The following is a 16,237-nucleotide window of genomic DNA, read 5'->3' on the forward strand; positions in this document are numbered from 1 at the left end:
CTGAAGGTGCTGAAGACCGAGGAGCCGGAAGGCCGCAAGGCCGGCATCAAGGTCAAGTCGGTGGCCGAACTGGTCGAAAAGCTCAAGACCGAAGCCGGCGTGCTCTAGTTCATGCKTCCGCAAAGTGGGAACCGGTTTGCGGACAAACGCATGAACCACGTCAGAACCGTTGAGCTCCGATCGCCAAGGGATCGTTGAGCTCGAACCGAAAGGGAGAACAAAACCATGGCTATTCTGCTTCTGGCTGACCACGRCGGCAGCCACSTTTCCGACCAGACSGCAAAGGCGCTGACGGCGGCCGCCAAAATYGGCGGCGACGTGCATGTGCTGGTGGCCGGTGCCGGTGCCAAGGCGGCTGCCGACCAGGCCGCCAAGCTTTCCGGCGTTGCCAAGGTGCTGGTGGCCGAGGATGCAAGCCTTGCCAACAATCTGGCCGAACCCTTGGCGGCGCTGATCGTTTCGCTGTCGGGCAATTACGACACCATCCTKGCYGCTGCCACTTCGGTCGGCAAGAACGTCCTGCCGCGGGTTGCAGCGCTTCTCGATGTTGCCCAGGTTTCCGAAATCACCGAGGTGGTCTCGTCCGATACCTTCAAGCGTCCGATCTATGCCGGCAACGCCATCCAGACGGTGCAGACGACTTCGAACTCATGCACGNTTTCCGGCGTTGCCAAGGTGCTGGTGGCCGAGGATGCAAGCCTTGCCAACAATCTGGCCGAACCCTTGGCGGCGCTGATCGTTTCGCTGTCGGGCAATTACGACACCATCCTTGCTGCTGCTACTTCGGTCGGCAAGAACGTCCTGCCGCGGGTTGCAGCGCTTCTCGATGTCGCCCAGGTTTCGGAAATCACCGAGGTGGTTTCCGCCGATACCTTCAAGCGTCCGATCTATGCCGGCAACGCCATCCAGACGGTGCAGACGACGGAAGCGAAAAAGGTGATCACCGTGCGCACCGCCTCGTTCGCCTCGGCCGCCGAGGGTGGTTCAGCTTCGGTCGAGACGATCGCGGCTGCGGCCAATCCCGGTCTGTCGAGCTTCGTTGCCGACGCGCTGTCGTCGTCGGATCGTCCGGAGCTGACCTCGGCCAAGATCATCATCTCGGGCGGCCGTGCACTCGGCTCGTCGGAAAAATTCAAGGAAGTGATCCTGCCGGTTGCCGACAAGCTCGGCGCTGCCGTCGGTGCATCGCGCGCGGCAGTCGACGCCGGTTATGCCCCGAACGACTGGCAGGTCGGCCAGACCGGCAAGGTGGTTGCCCCAGATCTCTACATTGCCTGCGGCATCTCCGGTGCGATCCAGCATCTGGCCGGCATGAAGGACTCGAAGGTCATCGTCGCCATCAACAAGGACGAGGAGGCGCCGATCTTCCAGGTTGCCGACTACGGCCTCGTCGCCGACCTGTTCGAAGCCCTGCCGGAGCTCGAAAAGGCGCTGTAACCATTCGCCAACCGCACTTCCCGAGCCTCAAGGAAAAGGGCTGGCAAAAGCGCGGACTTGGCATTAACAATCTACCGGGCCGGCCAGACCGGCCCGGTATTTTCGTATGTGACGGCGGCACGGCCGCCAAAATTCTTGAAGATGGATGTTCGCCGCGATGATCAAGACGGTCGGAGTTATTGGTGCCGGGCAAATGGGCTGCGGCATTGCGCATGTTTCGGCGATGGCCGGATACAAGGTGCAGATCTACGATCTTGCCGCTGATCGCATCGAGGCGGGCCTCGCCACCGTCAACGGCAACCTTGCCCGCCAGGTGTCATCAGGCAAGATGACCGACGAGGCTCGCAAGAGCGCGCTGGCGCTGATCAAGGGCTCGTCCGACATCAACGACCTGTCGCAGGTGGACCTCGTCATCGAGGCCGTCACCGAGGACGAAACCATCAAGCGCAAGATCTACGGCCAGGTATGCCCGATCATGAAGCCGGAAGCGCTGCTTGCGACCAACACCTCTTCGCTGTCGATCACCCGCCTTGCATCTGCGACCGACCGTCCGGAAAAGTTCATGGGCATCCACTTCATGAACCCGGTTCCGGTGATGAAGCTGGTCGAGCTCGTGCGCGGCATCGCCACGGACGAAGGCACGTTCAAGGCCGCCAAGGAATTTGTCGGCACGCTCGACAAGACCGTCACGGTCGCCGAAGACTTCCCGGCCTTCATCGTCAACCGCATCCTGCTGCCGATGATCAACGAGGCGATCTACACCCTCTATGAGGGCGTCGGCACGGTCGAGGCGATCGACACCGCCATGAAGCTCGGCGCCAACCACCCGATGGGTCCGCTGCAGCTCGCCGACTTCATCGGTCTCGACACCTGCCTGTCGATCATGCAGGTCCTGCACGACGGCTTGGCGGACTCGAAATACCGCCCCTGCCCGCTCCTGGTAAAATACGTCGAAGCTGGTTGGCTCGGCCGCAAGTCCGGCCGCGGCTTCTACGACTACCGCGGCGACGTGCCGGTGCCGACCCGCTAGGTCTCGAACATAGGATTCTGTTCAAGTAAGAACGTCCAATCTCCGCGGGATCCACAACCCTACATCTTGCGCGACAAGGAATTTGCTCGCCATACTGGTAACTTAGCTTAAAGACAGTTCTGTTACGCCCTCTCCTAGTCACGTGGGAGAGAATATGATTTCGCAAGCGATATCCTCAATGGCGGCACGGTCATTCCCCTCACTTTGGAGTGCGAGGGCGTGGCGCTTGGCGCTCATCCTCGGCCTAGCGCCTAATCTGATGATGCTGCTGGTCTTGCCGTTCTATGTGGCCGCACGACCGCTTTCGCCATTCCTTTACTTGATTGGAGGCCTATTCGCGCTGCGCGCCAAACCTACGTTGGCCTACCTGCTATTCCCGCTCATTGCCCTCATCGATTTCGGCCTCGTGGTTATGGTAGCGTTCCACCTGCCGCTCGGCGCTGCAATCCAGTCGGTGCGCTACATGGCATCGCTGGATCTCACCTCTTCCGTATTTTACGTCGTCGTGATCAGCCTCTTTATCGCGAATGGCGTTGCAATCGCCTGCCTCGTGAATCACAATCGACAGGTATTGCGAGGCGCATCGCTACTGCCAGGGGCTCTCGTCGCTTTCAGCGTGGTGATGTTGGAGCGCCATATCAATCGCCCTTTCCTGAAGCAACCTGCTGACTCATTTGAAAGCGCACTCTCGATCAATGGTATCGACGCCGCCGCTGTAGCGAATGGTGGTCGCAACTTGTTGTTCGTAATGGTGGAAGGGCTTGGCGCATTCTCCAGCCCTGAGCACACTGCAATTCTTTCACGGCGTCTGCAGCCAGCACTGGATACCGGGCGCTATGAACTTTCAAGTGGCCTCAGCAACTTCGAGGGTTCGACTACGGGCGCTGAATCCCGCGAACTCTGCGGACAATGGGGCGATCACACCGATTATCTTCGCCGGACCAGCTACGACTGCTTTCCGGCCGCCATGGCTGATCGGGGCTATCGAACAATCTCCTATCACGGCTTTTCGCAGAGGATGTTCGAACGGGACAAGTGGTATCCAAGAATCGGTTTTCTCGAATCGCACTTCCTTGAAGGCCTTGCGACCGACAGCAATAGGTTTCACCAGCGCTGCGGCAGCGTTTTCACGGGTCTGTGCGACAACGACATTGCAAGTGCCGTCCGCGACCGGCTGACGACAAACCCGGCTGAGCGGAAACTCCTATACTGGCTGACACTAAATTCCCATATACCTACTAAATTCCCATATACCTTGCCTAAGCAGGGAGGCAATTTCAAATGCGGCAGTGACGCAGCTGAAATTGCCAATACGAAAGTCTGCGAGCTGACCGAGCTGTGGGCTGACGTTTTTGACGGCGTCGCGTCTATTGCCACAGACCCGAACCTGCCGCCGACCGACATCTTCATCGTTGGTGACCATCCCACGCCGTTGTGGGAACGTGCAGCGGCAGAGCATTTCACCCCCCACAAGGTGCAGTGGCACCTGTTGCGCGACAACCGCACCACAACCCACGGAGAGTGACGCCTACCCGCCCGTGGCCGCTTTGATCAGCGCTTTGGCATCGTCGCTGTCCCAGGCCGCCGGGCCATTCATCGAGCCGATCAGGCATCCCTTGTCGTCGAGCAGCAAGGTTGCCGGCAGGCCGAAGGCAAGGCCTTCCTTCTTCAGATTGTTGAAGACGCCCATTGACGCATCGCGATAGTAGCGCAGGTCGTGCACGGCGGTCTCGTCGAGGAAGGCCTTCGGCTTCTCGTCGTCGCCGACGTCGATGTTGATCGCGACCACCTCGAACTTGTCGCTGCCGAGGGACTTCTGCAGCGCGTTGAGGGCAGGCATTTCCTCGCGGCAGGGGCCACACCAGGTGGCCCAGAGATTGACAAGCATCGTCTTGCCGGCAAAGGCGGCAACCGTCGTCGGCTTGCCGTCCGGGTCGTTGAAATCGAGTGCGATCGGGCGTGGCGAGGCGGCCGGCGACATCGCCGCCACCTGGCCCTTCATGAACGGCGTCAGCGAGGCGACCTTTTCGCCCGTCAACGGGCAGACGGCAGCTGCCGTTTCGGTCGGCTCGGCATTGCCAGACCCCGTCTCCTTCACGTATACCGCAGCCGCACCGATGATCACGCCGAACAAGGCGGCGAGCGCGAACAATTTCACGGCCGGGGGGGATTTCTTCTGGTCGGGCATTTCATTCTCCAAGGCGGGCATTCTTCATGGCTGACGGCAATTCCGAGACAAAAACCTCCAACCAGATGTGGGGCGGTCGCTTCGCCTCGGGTCCGGACGCGATCATGGAGGAGATAAATGCCTCGATCGGCTTCGACAAGAAGCTCTATGCTCAGGACATCCGCGGCTCAATAGCGCATGCGACCATGCTGGCGCATCAAGGCATCATTTCGGCCGAGGACAAAGACAAGATCGTTCACGGTCTCAACACGATCCTGTCAGAGATCGAAAGCGGCCAGTTCGAATTCTCTCGCCGCCTCGAAGACATCCACATGAACATCGAGGCCCGGCTTGCGACCCTGATCGGCCCGGCCGCCGGCCGGCTGCACACGGCCCGCTCGCGTAACGACCAGGTGGCGCTCGATTTCCGTCTGTGGGTCAAGGAAGAGCTGCAGAGGACCGAAAAGGCGCTGACCGGCCTGATCGCCGCCTTCCTCGACCGCGCCGAGGAACATGCCGAGACCGTCATGCCGGGCTTCACCCATCTGCAGACGGCCCAGCCCGTCACCTTCGGCCATCACTGCATGGCCTATGTCGAGATGTTCGGCCGCGACCGCTCGCGCGTGCGCCACGCCATCGAGCACATGGATGAAAGCCCGATCGGCGCGGCCGCCCTTGCCGGCACCGGCTTCCCGATCGATCGGCACATGACCGCGAGCGCACTCGGCTTTGCCGGCCCCACCCGCAATTCGATCGACACAGTTTCGGACCGCGACTTCGCGCTCGAATTCCTGTCGATTGCCGCAATCGCCGCCACGCACATGTCGCGCCTTGCCGAAGAGATCGTCATCTGGTCGACGCCGCAGTTCGGCTTCATTCGTCTGTCCGACGCGTTTTCGACCGGCTCCTCGATCATGCCGCAGAAGAAGAACCCCGATGCCGCCGAGCTGGTGCGCGCCAAGACCGGCCGCATCAACGGCTCGCTGATCGCGCTTCTGACCGTCATGAAGGGCCTGCCGCTCGCCTATTCCAAGGACATGCAGGAAGACAAGGAACAGGTCTTCGACGCGGCCGAGAGCCTCGAACTCGCCGTTGCCGCGATGACCGGCATGGTGCGCGACATGACCATTCGGGCCGACCGGATGAAGGCGGCTGCCGGTTCCGGCTATTCGACAGCGACCGACCTTGCTGACTGGCTGGTACGCGAGGCCGGCCTGCCCTTCCGCGACGCCCACCATGTCACCGGCCGCGCCGTCGCCCTTGCGGAACAGAAGGCCTGCGACCTCGCCGACCTCTCGCTTGAAGACCTGCAGTCGATCCATCCTTCGATCACCGCCAAGGTGTTCGACGTGCTGACCGTCGAGGCCTCGGTCGCCAGTCGCACGTCCTTCGGCGGCACCGCACCGAACGAGGTTCGCAAGCAGATCGCCTGGTGGCGCGCGCGCAACTGATGCTTGTCCCCCGAGACCGCGTTGCGGTTTCGGGGCAACGACGTGCCTGAGCGCAAGGGGCTGAATCCCGTCGCAGAATCAGGGTGCACAAGCGCCGGAAAAATCGATAAGACATCGCACCAGCATCAGTCCCCGCGAAGGAAAATCACGATGACATTCACGAAGGCGGCCCGGTTTGCGCTTCTTCTGGCGATCCCCGGGCTGGTTCTTGTCGGTTGTGGACGCAAGGGCGACCTCGACCGACCCGGCTCGACGGCGCCGATCAACACCCTGGCCCCTGCCGGAACTGTCGAAAAGAAAGAACAGGCTGACGACCGCCCTTTCCTGCTCGATCCCCTCCTCTAAGCCGAGCCACGCCCCGTGAACCATTTCGAATACCGCGACGGAATTCTCTACGCCGAAGACGTGCCGGTGACCGACATCGCCCGCGCCGTCGGAACGCCCTTCTACTGTTACTCGACGGCGACGCTCGAGCGGCACTACAAGGTCTTCTCCAAGGCCTTTGCCGACGTCGATGCGATGGTCTGCTACGCCATGAAGGCCAATTCGAACCAGGCCGTGCTGAAGACGCTTGCGCGCCTTGGCGCCGGCGTCGATGTGGTGTCGGGCGGTGAGTTGCGCCGCGCGCTGGCCGCCGGCATTCCGGCAAGCCGCATCATGTTCTCCGGCGTCGGCAAGACCCCGCAGGAAATGGACCTGGCGCTCGAGGCCGGCATCTACTGCTTCAACGTCGAGTCCGAACCGGAACTCGAGGTCCTGAACCAGCGCGCCGTTCGCGCCGGCAAGCGTGCTCACGTCTCCTTCCGCATCAACCCGGATGTCGACGCGCGCACCCACTCGAAGATCTCGACCGGCAAGAAGGAAAACAAGTTCGGCATTTCGTGGGAGCGTGCCCGCGCCGTCTACGCCCATGCCGCGACACTGCCCGGCATCCAGGTCACCGGCATCGATATGCATATCGGCAGCCAGATCACCGAGCTGCAGCCCTTCGACGACGCTTTCAAGCTGCTGCGCGAACTGGTCGACACGCTACGCAGCGACGGCCACGCGATCGATCACGTCGATATCGGCGGCGGTCTCGGCATTCCCTACAAGGAAGACAACAATCCGCCGCCGCTGCCCGATGCCTATGCCGAAATCGTCAAGAGCCAGCTGCAGTCGCTCGGCTGCAAGATCGTCACCGAGCCGGGCCGGCTGATCGTCGGCAACGCCGGCATCCTCGTGACCGAGGTCATCTACGTCAAGGATGGCGGCGACAAGACCTTCGTCATTGTCGACGGCGCCATGAACGACCTGATCCGCCCGACGCTCTACGAGGCCTATCACGAGATCAGGCCGGTTCGCATTTCAGCCGCCAATGCGCCCCGCATCAAGGCCGACGTCGTCGGCCCGGTGTGCGAGACCGGCGACTATCTGGCGCTTGACCGCGAAATGGCCATGCCGAAGCCGGGCGATCTCTTCGCCATCAGTTCTGCCGGCGCCTATGGCGCTGTCCAGGCGAGCACCTACAACAGCCGGCTGCTGATCCCGGAAGTGCTGGTCAAGGGCGATCGCTTCCACGTGATCCGGCCGCGCCAAAGCTACGATGACCTGATCGGGCTTGATTCGGTTCCGGACTGGCTCGACTGAGCAGTCTTTCGGATCGGACGATGATCTGTGGATCGCCCGCGCGGGCGATCACGATTTTGTTGTCGCCCTCGTCTTCGCCACAAACGATGTTATCCTGATCATTCAATAGGTCGGTCACGAGCGGTCATGAGCGACCGAAAGGGAACTTGGGCGGATGACGCAATTCCGGCAGGATGAAACGCCACAACCGAAGTCGTTTGCCAGAACGCTGGCGCTGAAAAGGTTTGTCGCGCGGGGGGTGTTGATCGCCGAGCAGGTTTTGCCGCGCGCCCTCGTTCCCGCTTCGATCGTGCTCCTGTTTCTGTCGGCCGCCTGGCTCGGCCTCTTCCGCATTGCTCCGCTTTGGCTGCATGCCGCCCTGCTTCTGGGCTTTCTCGTCGCCTTCATCGCCTCCCTCGTTCCGCTGACCCGGTTGAGATTACCTGGGAACGTCGATGCCGATCGGATGCTGGAAGAGCGCAACGCCCTTCCCCACCAGGCGATCCGTGTTCAGGACGACATTCCGGCAACCGGCGGCGCCTTCGGCGAGGCGCTGTGGCGCGAACATCAGACGCGCATGGCGGGGATGATCCGTGCCCTCGACACGGGCCTGCCGCGTCCCGACATTGCCCGCCACGACCCTTTCGCGCTGCGGGCGCTGCCGGTTCTGATCGCCTGCGTCGCTTTCGCCTATTCCTATTCCAACCGGGCGGGGCTTCTCTCGGACGCCTTCCACCTGCCGCAGCCAGCAAGCGAAGTCGCCGACATCCGGGTCGATGCCTGGGTGACACCGCCCGCCTATACCGGGCGTGCGCCCGTCTTCCTCACGGGCCGCCAGGGCGTCGCGTCCCCATCTGACGAAACGGCGGCGATTACCATTCCGCAGTTCAGCGATCTGACCGTGCGCGTCACTGGCGCCGGCACGGAAGAAGCCGTCCGCTATTCGGAACACGGATCGGCCGACGCGATCGTCATCCCGACCGCCGGGGAAAAGCCGGACGAAAAGACTGCGTCAGCGGAACCGGCCGCCCAGAAGGCGCCCGACAATGCCGTGCGCAATCACCTCTACAAGATCGTAAAGGACGGCGAACTCTCCGTCGGTGGCCAGAAGTGGACGTTCAAGATCACCCCCGACAGCGTGCCTCAGATCGCCTTTGACGGCCTGCCAAAGCCCACCCCAAATGCCTCGCTCGACATCGCCTTCCTGGCGAGCGACGACTACGGCATCGCTCAGGCCTGGGCTGAGATCAAGCCTTTGGACGAACAGGCGAAGGACGCACGGCCGCTCTATCCGCTTCCCGAGTATCGTCTCGACCTGCCGCGCCGCAACGCCCGCGAGGCCAAGGGCACGACCAGCCGCAACCTCAGCGAACATCCGCTGGCCGGCAAGCGCGTTCGCGTCACCCTCGTTGCCCGCGATGCCGCCGGTCAGGAGGGGAGAAGCGTGCCGCAGGACATGATCCTTCCGGCGCGGCAATTCTTCAATCCGCTGGCGGGCGCCGTTGCCGAACAGCGACAGGTCTTTGCACTCAACGCCAACGACCTGCCGCGGGCGATCGACCTCAATGACGCGATCGCCAGCTTCGCCGAGGAAACGATCCCCAACCTCACCCATTTCCTGCTCCTGAAATCGGCACGTTCGCGCATGGCGCTGGCGCGCAACGACGACATGCTGCGCGACGCCGCCAAGCATCTCTGGGAAATCGCGCTAGGCATCGAGGATGGCGATCTGTCGCTCGCCGACCGACGTCTGCGCGATGCGCAACAGGCGTTGTCGGATGCGCTTGATCGCAATGCGCCCGACGAGGAAATCGCCAAGCTGATGAAGGAACTGCGCGAGGCCATGCAGGAATATATGCAGGCGCTGGCCAAGGAGGCCGCGAAAAACCCGCGCATGGCCGCCAATCCGGATCAGAACAATGTTCTGCGCCAACAGGATCTGGACAGGATGATGAACCAGATCGAGAACCTGGCGCGATCGGGTGCGCGCGACCAGGCCCGTCAGATGCTGTCGGAGCTTCAGCGTCTGATGAACAACCTGCAGGCCAACCGCGGCCAGCAACAGATGGGCGAACAGAACAACGCCATGCGCGAGCAGATGGACAAGCTCGGCCAGCTGATGCAGGAGCAGCAAAAGCTGATGGACGAGACGTTCAAGCTCGACCAGGCGCAGCGAGACCGCATGCAGCGCGGCGACCCGCTGCAGGGCGAGGACAACGAGCTTTATGGTCAGGACATGCCGCAGGATCCGGGCCAGCGTGGTGACGAGAACGGCCAGCCCAGCCCGCTCGACGACATGACCGCCGAGCAACTGAAGGAAGCGCTGAAGCAGCTGAAGCAGCAGCAGGATGCGTTGGGCAAGCAACTCGGCGAACTGCAGAAGGGTCTGGAGAGCCTTGGCATCAAGCCCGGCAAGGGGTTCGGCGACGCCAAGCGCGAAATGGAAGGCGCCTCCGGCTCCCTTGGCAAGGGCCAGGGCGAACCGGCCGTCGGCAGCCAGGGCCGCGCACTGCAGGCGCTGCGTGACGGCGCCCAGGACATGATGAACCAGATGCAGGCCCAGGGACAAGGACCCGGTCAGGGCGTCCCGCAATACGGCCAGAATGGTCGCGACCCGCTCGGTCGACGCCAGCAGAATGCCGGTCCGGACTTCGGCGACCAGGTGAAAGTTCCCGATGAAATCGACACCCAGCGGGCGCGTGAGATTCTCGACGAAATCCGCCGCCGCCTTGGCAACACGCTGTCGCCCGAGGCCGAGCGCCAGTATCTCGAACGCCTGCTCGACATGCGCTGACCCTCGGCCAAAAGAGCCGGAAACGACGACGGCCCTGGAGCGGAAACGCGCCAGGGCCGTATTCAATTTGTCAGATCGCCAAACAATCAATGCCTCGCCCACGATCGGGCGATGGAGGGGGACCCGTCAGGCAGCGAGCGCCAGGGCCACCGCCTTGCGGATGTCAGGCAGGGAAAAGGGCTTGGAGATGACGTCGACGATCTTGTCGGCGAGATCGTCGGCCCGCTCGCGCTGTTCGGCGTAACCGGTCATCAGCAGGATCTTCATCGCCGGAAAGGCTGCGGACGCCTGATGCGTCAATTCGATGCCGTCCATGACGGGCATGCGGATATCTGACAGCAGCAGATCGAAATTCTCGGTCTGCAGGCAGGCAAGCCCATCTGCGCCGTCTCCAGCCTCCACGGTCTCATGTCCATCGAGCCTCAAGGCCCGGGCGACGAAGGAGCGCAATGCATCCTCGTCCTCGGTAATCAGGATCTTCGCCATCATGGCCTCCCGCGTTCGCTGCAACGGCACGGCTCTCTCGCGAAGAGGCCGGCCCATTCCAATGGATACGGCAACACTCACAAGAATCGTGAGGCAGTCCGCAGCGGCACGTGGCATCCCAGGGGGCGAAACGCGACACGACCCCAAACAACCAGCTTTTTCTTTGTGTTCGGTAAACGCCGGGCGGCTGGATTTCGGAATGCGCGTTTTACAGCGGCCCTGCTTCGAGCGCTGAACGCGGCCTGGAGGTCATTACAGCGCCGCGATCTCAAACGCCGCAGCGCTGCACATTCTCGTCTCTACTCGGCGTCGCCGGTGACGACGCCAACGAAGGGCAGTTCTCGGAACGCGTAAGCCACGTCCATGCCGTAGCCGACGACGAAATGATCAGGGCATTCGAAGCCAACATAGTCGGCCTCGAGCTCGACCTTGCGCTTGACGCGCTTGTCGAGCAGCACCGCAATGGTGACGTTGCGCGCGCCGCGCTCGTACATCAGTTCCTTCGCAAAACGCAGGGTGCGCCCGGATTCCAGGATATCGTCGATCAGGAGCACGTCGCGGCCATGCACGTCGCTATCGATGTCCTTGATGATCTTTACGCCCTGGGAGACCGTGCCGAGCCCGTAGCTCGACAGCGTGATGAACTCGACTTCCGGTGCCAGGCCGGTGTTGTGCATGGCGCGGATCAGGTCCGCGGCAAAGATGAACGAGCCCTTGAGCACCGCGATCACCAGAAGGTCCTTGTGCGGACCCTCGACGATCATGTCGGCAAGCTCGGTGTTGCGTGCGGCGATCGTCTCTGCCGTATAAAGGGGCTCGATATTCTTTCCGCGAACGACGGGCATGCGGTTTCTCCAGCGTTTCATCCGGAAGACAAACGCCTTCCCTTTTGCGCCCGCTTAGCACAATCAGCGCACGGAGACACCGTTTTCGGCGAAGGAAACCTTCACCTCGGGCATTTTTCCACCTGCATATGGGAGCCTGGTCACGAAGCGGCGGCTCTCGCCGGGTGCGATGGCGGCACCCTCCGGCATCAATCGCGTCGCCGTAACCTTGCGGCCATTGCTGACCACATCCACCACGACCAACGGCAGTCGCTGCAGGGCGGAAGAGGAATTGTCGATGGAGCCGTAGACCGAAAGTACCCGCATGCCGCCGGAATAATCGAGCGACGCAGTGACGTCGGTGATCGCCAATGGCTCGCTTTCGACCCCGTCACCGGTCGAAAGGACGATGATAGCCGCAAACGCCGCAAGGGCGAAAGCTGCGACAAGCGCGGCGAACCGGCGTGCCGGCATGGCGCGCAACCAAGTCTCGGCGAGAGACAACAGGCGCCTGAGGGCGGCCTTCTCGTCGCGAACGACCGTCAATGTCGGGCCGTGGCGTCGAGTGTGCCGCCGATTGTCATTGAAAACGGGATAGGGATTGCGGCGGGCCGTCGCCGAAACGGTCTCGAATTCGGCGTCGACATAGTCGACGCGGCGCGGCGCGGGTGCAGCTTCGCGTGGACCGCGGTCCGGTGGCAGCAGATCGGCATAGGCCGCGGCTCCAGCCGATTTCGTGCGGAATGCCTGCATCGCCTTTTCCTCCTGGATCGCGGACGGACCTGCCATCCATGCGAAACCATCGGGCAATGCGCCGATCCCTGGCGGTGCAAGAATCAGGGCATTGCATCAAATCTTTCCGACACGTAAACCGAAATGGTTAATGCTTCGGAAAGAGGCCGTGAAAGCGGCGTCTTTTCATGAAAAATTAACCGCTGCTTAACCATGATTCCGCTGGCGGTTTTGCCTTTCGGCGCTTGGCGTCCTATGCGCAGATAGCCGTCCCCAAGCAGAACCGCACGGGTCGTGAGAGAGATGGGTACCCATTGATTCATTTTGAGAACGTCGGATTGCGTTATGGCATGGGGCCGGAAATTCTCCGGGACCTGACCTTCGACATTCCGCGCCGGTCGTTCCAATTCCTCACCGGCCCCTCCGGCGCCGGCAAGACGACGCTGTTGCGCCTGCTCTTCCTCTCGCTGCAGCCGACGCGCGGTCTGATCCGCATGTTCGACCGCAACATTTCGTCGATCCCGCGCGAAGAGTTCCCCATGCTGCGCCGGCGCGTCGGCATCGTTTTCCAGGACTTCCGCCTGCTCGATCATCTGACCACCTATGAGAACGTTGCGCTTCCGCTGCGCGTGCGCGGCAAGGACGAATCGAGCTACCGCGCCGACGTGCTCGAACTGTTGAAATGGGTTGGGCTTGGCGAGCGCATCAATGTGCTGCCGCCCGTACTTTCCGGCGGCGAGAAGCAACGCGCGGCAATCGCCCGCGCGCTGATTGACCGCCCCGAAATCCTGCTTGCGGACGAGCCGACCGGCAACGTCGACCCGCCGATGGCCCGCCGCTTGCTGAACCTCTTCCTCGAACTCAACCGGCTCGGCACCGCCGTCGTCATTGCCACCCACGATCTGTCGCTGATGGATCAGGTCGAGGCGCGGCGCATGATCCTTTCGCAAGGGCGGCTCGATATCTATGAGTGAGGGCCGCACCAAACGCACCCATGAGGTGCCGGAGCAGCAACCGGAACCGCAGCAGCAGCCGCGCCGCACGGAGATGCGCGTGCGCCCGATGGGGCCGATCGTGCCGTCGACGAACGTGTCCGGTCACGCGCTGATGTGCGTGATCGCGATCATGTCGTTCCTCGCCTGCCTCACGCTCGGCGGTGTCAGCATGGTGCGCGCCACGGCCCAAAGCTGGCAGAGCCAGATTTCCCGCGAGATCACCATCCAGATCAAACCGGACGACGGTCTCGATATGGAAAAGGCGCTTGCCGATGCGCGAGATCTGGCCCTGACCTTCAGCGGAGCGACAGGTGGCAACATCGTCGACCGCGCAGCAACGGCCCGCCTGCTTGAGCCCTGGCTCGGCGAAGGCCTCGATCTCGACGAATTGCCCGTTCCCCGCCTCGTCATCATCACCATCGATGAAAACAATCCGCCCGATTTCGCAGCCATGCGCAAGGCGCTGACCGAGATCATCCCGCAGGCCTTCCTCGACGATCACCGTACCTGGGTCGACCGCCTGGTGGCGATGGCAAACACCACGGCAATGATCGGGACCGGCGTGCTGATCCTCGTTTTCTCGACCATGGTGCTGACCGTCATCTTCGCCACGCGCGGCGCACTGTCCGGAAACCGCCATATCGTCGAAGTGCTGCATTTCGTCGGCGCCGAGGCAGGATTCGTGGCATCGGAGTTCCAGAAGCATTTCCTCAGAATAAGCCTCAAGGGGGCCGGCGCCGGCGGGCTGCTGGCGGCGCTGTTCTTCGCGCTTGCTGGCTACTGGCAATCGCGCACATTGGCGACGCCGGAAACGGACCAGGCCACCGCCCTCTTCGGCACGTTCACCATCGGTTACAGTGGCTATCTCGGTATTCTTGCCATCATGATCGTCATTGCGGTGTTGACGACGCTGACGGCTCGGCTCACGGTAACGCGCACGATCTACGAGATCGACCTGATCCGCTCTGATCCCGGACGTACGGATACCTACCAAAGCTGACGCCCAGATGTTTCACCTTTATTCGATCCATTCCTTGCCGCAATCTGGCGCTATCTGAAGAGAATCATGATGGCGCAAGGACTTCGCGGGAGCGGGATGGCCGGAGGAGGCAAATGGCAAGGCGGGGCCGAGCAGGAACGCCGACCCCGTAGTCCCTTGCGCAAAATTCTCCGCCGGACCTTTTTCATTCTGCTTGTGCCGTTCGCGATCGTGGTCGCGGCCTTCCTCAATTTCGCCGATACCGTCGCGTCCATGCAACCGCCGGAAGACCCGAAGGCGGAAGCGATCGTCGTCTTGACCGGCGGCTTCCAGCGCATCGATCAGGCGGTCGACCTCTTGAAATCCGGGGCCGGCAAAAGGCTGCTGATTTCGGGCGTCCACCCGGCGACCACCGGCAGCCAGATCCGGCGCAACACCCAAAGCTCGGCCGATCTCTTCAAATGCTGCGTCGACATCGGCCACGAGGCGATCGACACGATCGGCAATGCGACCGAGGCGAGCCAATGGATCAGCGATCACGGCTACAAGCGCGTACTTGTTGTGACCAACAACTACCATATGCCGCGAAGCCTGCTCGAGTTGCGTCGCGCCCGCCCGGAGACCGAATTCATCGCCTATCCTGTCGTCAACTCCGACCTCAAGACGACGAACTGGCTGCGCAATCCGATGGTGCTGAAATCGATCCTGCTGGAGTTCGGCAAGTATTCCGTCGCCTCCGTGCGCGATATGGCCGGTGCCCGCCCGGCGAGCGGATTGCGCACCGTTCCCTCGCGTGCGACACCGGCCGAAGAATAATCGCTGCCACCCCTTAATCAGCAAAGTGACGACGGGCGGTTTTCCTTCGGCGTTTATTCGTGTACGCAGCGATCCATCGGCCCACGGGCTGGATATCCCTGAACTCGCCTCGAGAGCCTGCTGATGATCGTCCTGCGTTCGGTCCTTTTCAATCTGGTCTTCTACGTCAATCTGATCCTGCAGATGATTGTCTTCACGCCGGCCTATTTTCTGGTGTCGCGGAAGAAGGCCTGGTTCGTTCCGAAGAACTGGGCGCGCAGCAATCATTGGCTGTTCAAAAAGATTGTCGGCACGACCTTCGAGATCGAGGGCTTGGAGAACATCCCCAAGAGCGGCTACATCTTCGCGCCCAAGCACCAGTCGTTCTGGGATGTCTATGCGCTCCTGCCCTGGCTCAACGATCCCTTCTTCATTCTCAAGCGCGAACTGACCTGGATCCCGCTCTTCGGCTGGTACGTCCGCAAGCAGCGCATGGTGCCGGTGAACCGTGCCGCGCGTGGCCGGGCCATGACCGAAGTCATGGATCGGACCAAGCAGGAAATGGCGTCCGGCCGAGAACTGATCATCTATCCCGAAGGCACCCGCAGGCCGCCCGGCGCACCGCCGCACTATAAATATGGCATCGCCCGACTTTACCGTGACCTCAACGTGCCTGTTGTGCCCGTCGCCATGCATCCAGGCCTGTTCTGGCCGCGCCGCAAGTTTCTGCGTTTCCCCGGCCATTTCAAGGTTCGCGTGCTGCCGCCGATCGAGGCGGGCCTCGATCCGGACGAGTTCCTCGCCAGGCTGATCGAGGTGACCGAGACGGCAAGCGACGAGCTTCTGATCGAGACGGTCAGAAACAACCCGCATCTGCCGCTGCCGCCGACGGCAAAGCAGCGCCTTGCCGAACTGAAGGCGATGGGCCGCGGCTAAACC

General features: G+C 62.1%; 14 protein-coding genes and 3 pseudogenes. 13 read left to right on the forward strand and 4 right to left on the reverse strand.

Going from position 1 to position 16,237, the window contains the following annotated elements; genetic code table 11:
• The 5 genes and pseudogenes from ASD02_RS37660 to ASD02_RS30410 form a co-directional block, all read left to right on the forward strand.
• Window positions 1-108 (forward strand): annotated as a pseudogene (locus ASD02_RS37660) (electron transfer flavoprotein subunit beta/FixA family protein); the annotation flags it as partial.
• 117 nt (window positions 109-225) lie between these two features.
• Window positions 226-657: pseudogene (locus ASD02_RS38730) on the forward strand (electron transfer flavoprotein subunit alpha/FixB family protein); the annotation flags it as partial.
• 1 nt (window position 658) lies between these two features.
• Window positions 659-1,437, forward strand: a pseudogene (locus ASD02_RS38735) (electron transfer flavoprotein subunit alpha/FixB family protein); the annotation flags it as partial.
• A gap of 157 nt (window positions 1,438-1,594) precedes the next feature.
• Entirely contained in the window at window positions 1,595-2,467 is an 873-nt protein-coding gene (locus tag ASD02_RS30405; protein WP_038576434.1) for a 3-hydroxybutyryl-CoA dehydrogenase, read from the forward strand.
• Between the two features lie 226 nt (window positions 2,468-2,693).
• Complete coding sequence (locus tag ASD02_RS30410; protein ID WP_162255931.1) at window positions 2,694-3,992, forward strand: sulfatase-like hydrolase/transferase; 1,299 nt, start codon at window positions 2,694-2,696, stop codon at window positions 3,990-3,992.
• 3 nt (window positions 3,993-3,995) lie between these two features.
• Here ASD02_RS30410 and ASD02_RS30415 read toward each other — a convergent pair whose 3' ends face one another.
• Window positions 3,996-4,655, reverse strand: a complete 660-nt coding sequence (locus tag ASD02_RS30415) for a TlpA disulfide reductase family protein (RefSeq protein WP_025424633.1) — start codon at window positions 4,653-4,655, stop codon at window positions 3,996-3,998.
• 26 nt (window positions 4,656-4,681) lie between these two features.
• Here ASD02_RS30415 and argH point away from each other — a divergent pair, with 26 nt between their 5' ends.
• The 4 genes from argH (at window position 4,682) to ASD02_RS30435 (ending at window position 10,487) form a co-directional block, all read left to right on the forward strand.
• Window positions 4,682-6,085, forward strand: a complete 1,404-nt coding sequence (argH, locus tag ASD02_RS30420) for an argininosuccinate lyase (protein ID WP_025424634.1) — start codon at window positions 4,682-4,684, stop codon at window positions 6,083-6,085.
• Between the two features lie 150 nt (window positions 6,086-6,235).
• Window positions 6,236-6,430 (forward strand): lipoprotein, encoded by a 195-nt coding sequence (locus ASD02_RS30425; protein WP_038575652.1) that lies wholly within the window; start codon window positions 6,236-6,238, stop codon window positions 6,428-6,430.
• Between the two features lie 15 nt (window positions 6,431-6,445).
• Complete coding sequence (gene lysA, locus ASD02_RS30430) at window positions 6,446-7,714, forward strand: diaminopimelate decarboxylase (RefSeq protein ID WP_025424636.1); 1,269 nt, start codon at window positions 6,446-6,448, stop codon at window positions 7,712-7,714.
• A 154-nt stretch (window positions 7,715-7,868) separates the two neighbouring features.
• Entirely contained in the window at window positions 7,869-10,487 is a 2,619-nt protein-coding gene (locus ASD02_RS30435) for a TIGR02302 family protein (protein ID WP_057206562.1), read from the forward strand.
• Window positions 10,488-10,613: 126 nt separating this feature from the next.
• Here ASD02_RS30435 and ASD02_RS30440 read toward each other — a convergent pair whose 3' ends face one another.
• From ASD02_RS30440 to ASD02_RS30450, 3 genes are all read right to left on the reverse strand, one after another.
• On the reverse strand, window positions 10,614-10,973 hold the full coding sequence (locus ASD02_RS30440; RefSeq protein WP_025424638.1) for a response regulator: 360 nt from the start codon (window positions 10,971-10,973) through the stop codon (window positions 10,614-10,616).
• A gap of 299 nt (window positions 10,974-11,272) precedes the next feature.
• Window positions 11,273-11,818, reverse strand: coding sequence for a hypoxanthine phosphoribosyltransferase (gene hpt / locus ASD02_RS30445; RefSeq protein WP_025424639.1), 546 nt, complete (start codon window positions 11,816-11,818; stop codon window positions 11,273-11,275).
• A 63-nt stretch (window positions 11,819-11,881) separates the two neighbouring features.
• A complete protein-coding gene (locus ASD02_RS30450) occupies window positions 11,882-12,586 on the reverse strand; it encodes a hypothetical protein (protein WP_225906529.1) in 705 nt (234 codons plus the stop codon).
• Window positions 12,587-12,843: 257 nt separating this feature from the next.
• On the opposite strand from ASD02_RS30450, the gene ftsE reads away from it, so the two are divergent.
• The 4 genes from ftsE to ASD02_RS30470 all read left to right on the forward strand — a co-directional run bounded on the left by ftsE (window position 12,844) and on the right by ASD02_RS30470 (window position 16,234).
• Entirely contained in the window at window positions 12,844-13,503 is a 660-nt protein-coding gene (ftsE, locus tag ASD02_RS30455; RefSeq protein ID WP_063934108.1) for a cell division ATP-binding protein FtsE, read from the forward strand.
• Complete coding sequence (locus tag ASD02_RS30460) at window positions 13,496-14,524, forward strand: ABC transporter permease (RefSeq protein ID WP_025424642.1); 1,029 nt, start codon at window positions 13,496-13,498, stop codon at window positions 14,522-14,524. The genes ftsE and ASD02_RS30460 overlap by 8 nt, the downstream gene beginning before the upstream one ends.
• Window positions 14,525-14,620: 96 nt before the next feature.
• On the forward strand, window positions 14,621-15,319 hold the full coding sequence (locus tag ASD02_RS30465; protein WP_025424643.1) for a YdcF family protein: 699 nt from the start codon (window positions 14,621-14,623) through the stop codon (window positions 15,317-15,319).
• Between the two features lie 123 nt (window positions 15,320-15,442).
• Window positions 15,443-16,234 (forward strand): 1-acyl-sn-glycerol-3-phosphate acyltransferase, encoded by a 792-nt coding sequence (locus ASD02_RS30470; RefSeq protein ID WP_057206564.1) that lies wholly within the window; start codon window positions 15,443-15,445, stop codon window positions 16,232-16,234.
• The last annotated feature ends 3 nt before the right edge of the window (window positions 16,235-16,237 follow it).

It is taken from the genome of Ensifer sp. Root1252, from assembly GCF_001425885.1.
GTDB lineage: Bacteria > Pseudomonadota > Alphaproteobacteria > Rhizobiales > Rhizobiaceae > Ensifer > Ensifer canadensis.

Bases quoted from the DNA above. Each gene is read 5' to 3' on its own strand.
- ASD02_RS30405 (WP_038576434.1), top strand. From the start codon at position 1,595: ATGATCAAGACGGTCGGAGTTATTGGTGCCGGGCAAATGGGCTGCGGC.
- ASD02_RS30415 (WP_025424633.1), bottom strand. From the start codon at position 4,655: ATGCCCGACCAGAAGAAATCCCCCCCGGCCGTGAAATTGTTCGCGCTC.
- argH (WP_025424634.1), top strand. From the start codon at position 4,682: ATGGCTGACGGCAATTCCGAGACAAAAACCTCCAACCAGATGTGGGGC.
- ASD02_RS30425 (WP_038575652.1), top strand. From the start codon at position 6,236: ATGACATTCACGAAGGCGGCCCGGTTTGCGCTTCTTCTGGCGATCCCC.
- ASD02_RS30435 (WP_057206562.1), top strand. From the start codon at position 7,869: ATGACGCAATTCCGGCAGGATGAAACGCCACAACCGAAGTCGTTTGCC.
- ASD02_RS30440 (WP_025424638.1), bottom strand. From the start codon at position 10,973: ATGGCGAAGATCCTGATTACCGAGGACGAGGATGCATTGCGCTCCTTC.
- hpt (WP_025424639.1), bottom strand. From the start codon at position 11,818: ATGCCCGTCGTTCGCGGAAAGAATATCGAGCCCCTTTATACGGCAGAG.
- ASD02_RS30450 (WP_225906529.1), bottom strand. From the start codon at position 12,586: ATGGCAGGTCCGTCCGCGATCCAGGAGGAAAAGGCGATGCAGGCATTC.
- ASD02_RS30460 (WP_025424642.1), top strand. From the start codon at position 13,496: ATGAGTGAGGGCCGCACCAAACGCACCCATGAGGTGCCGGAGCAGCAA.
- ASD02_RS30465 (WP_025424643.1), top strand. From the start codon at position 14,621: ATGGCCGGAGGAGGCAAATGGCAAGGCGGGGCCGAGCAGGAACGCCGA.
- ASD02_RS30470 (WP_057206564.1), top strand. From the start codon at position 15,443: ATGATCGTCCTGCGTTCGGTCCTTTTCAATCTGGTCTTCTACGTCAAT.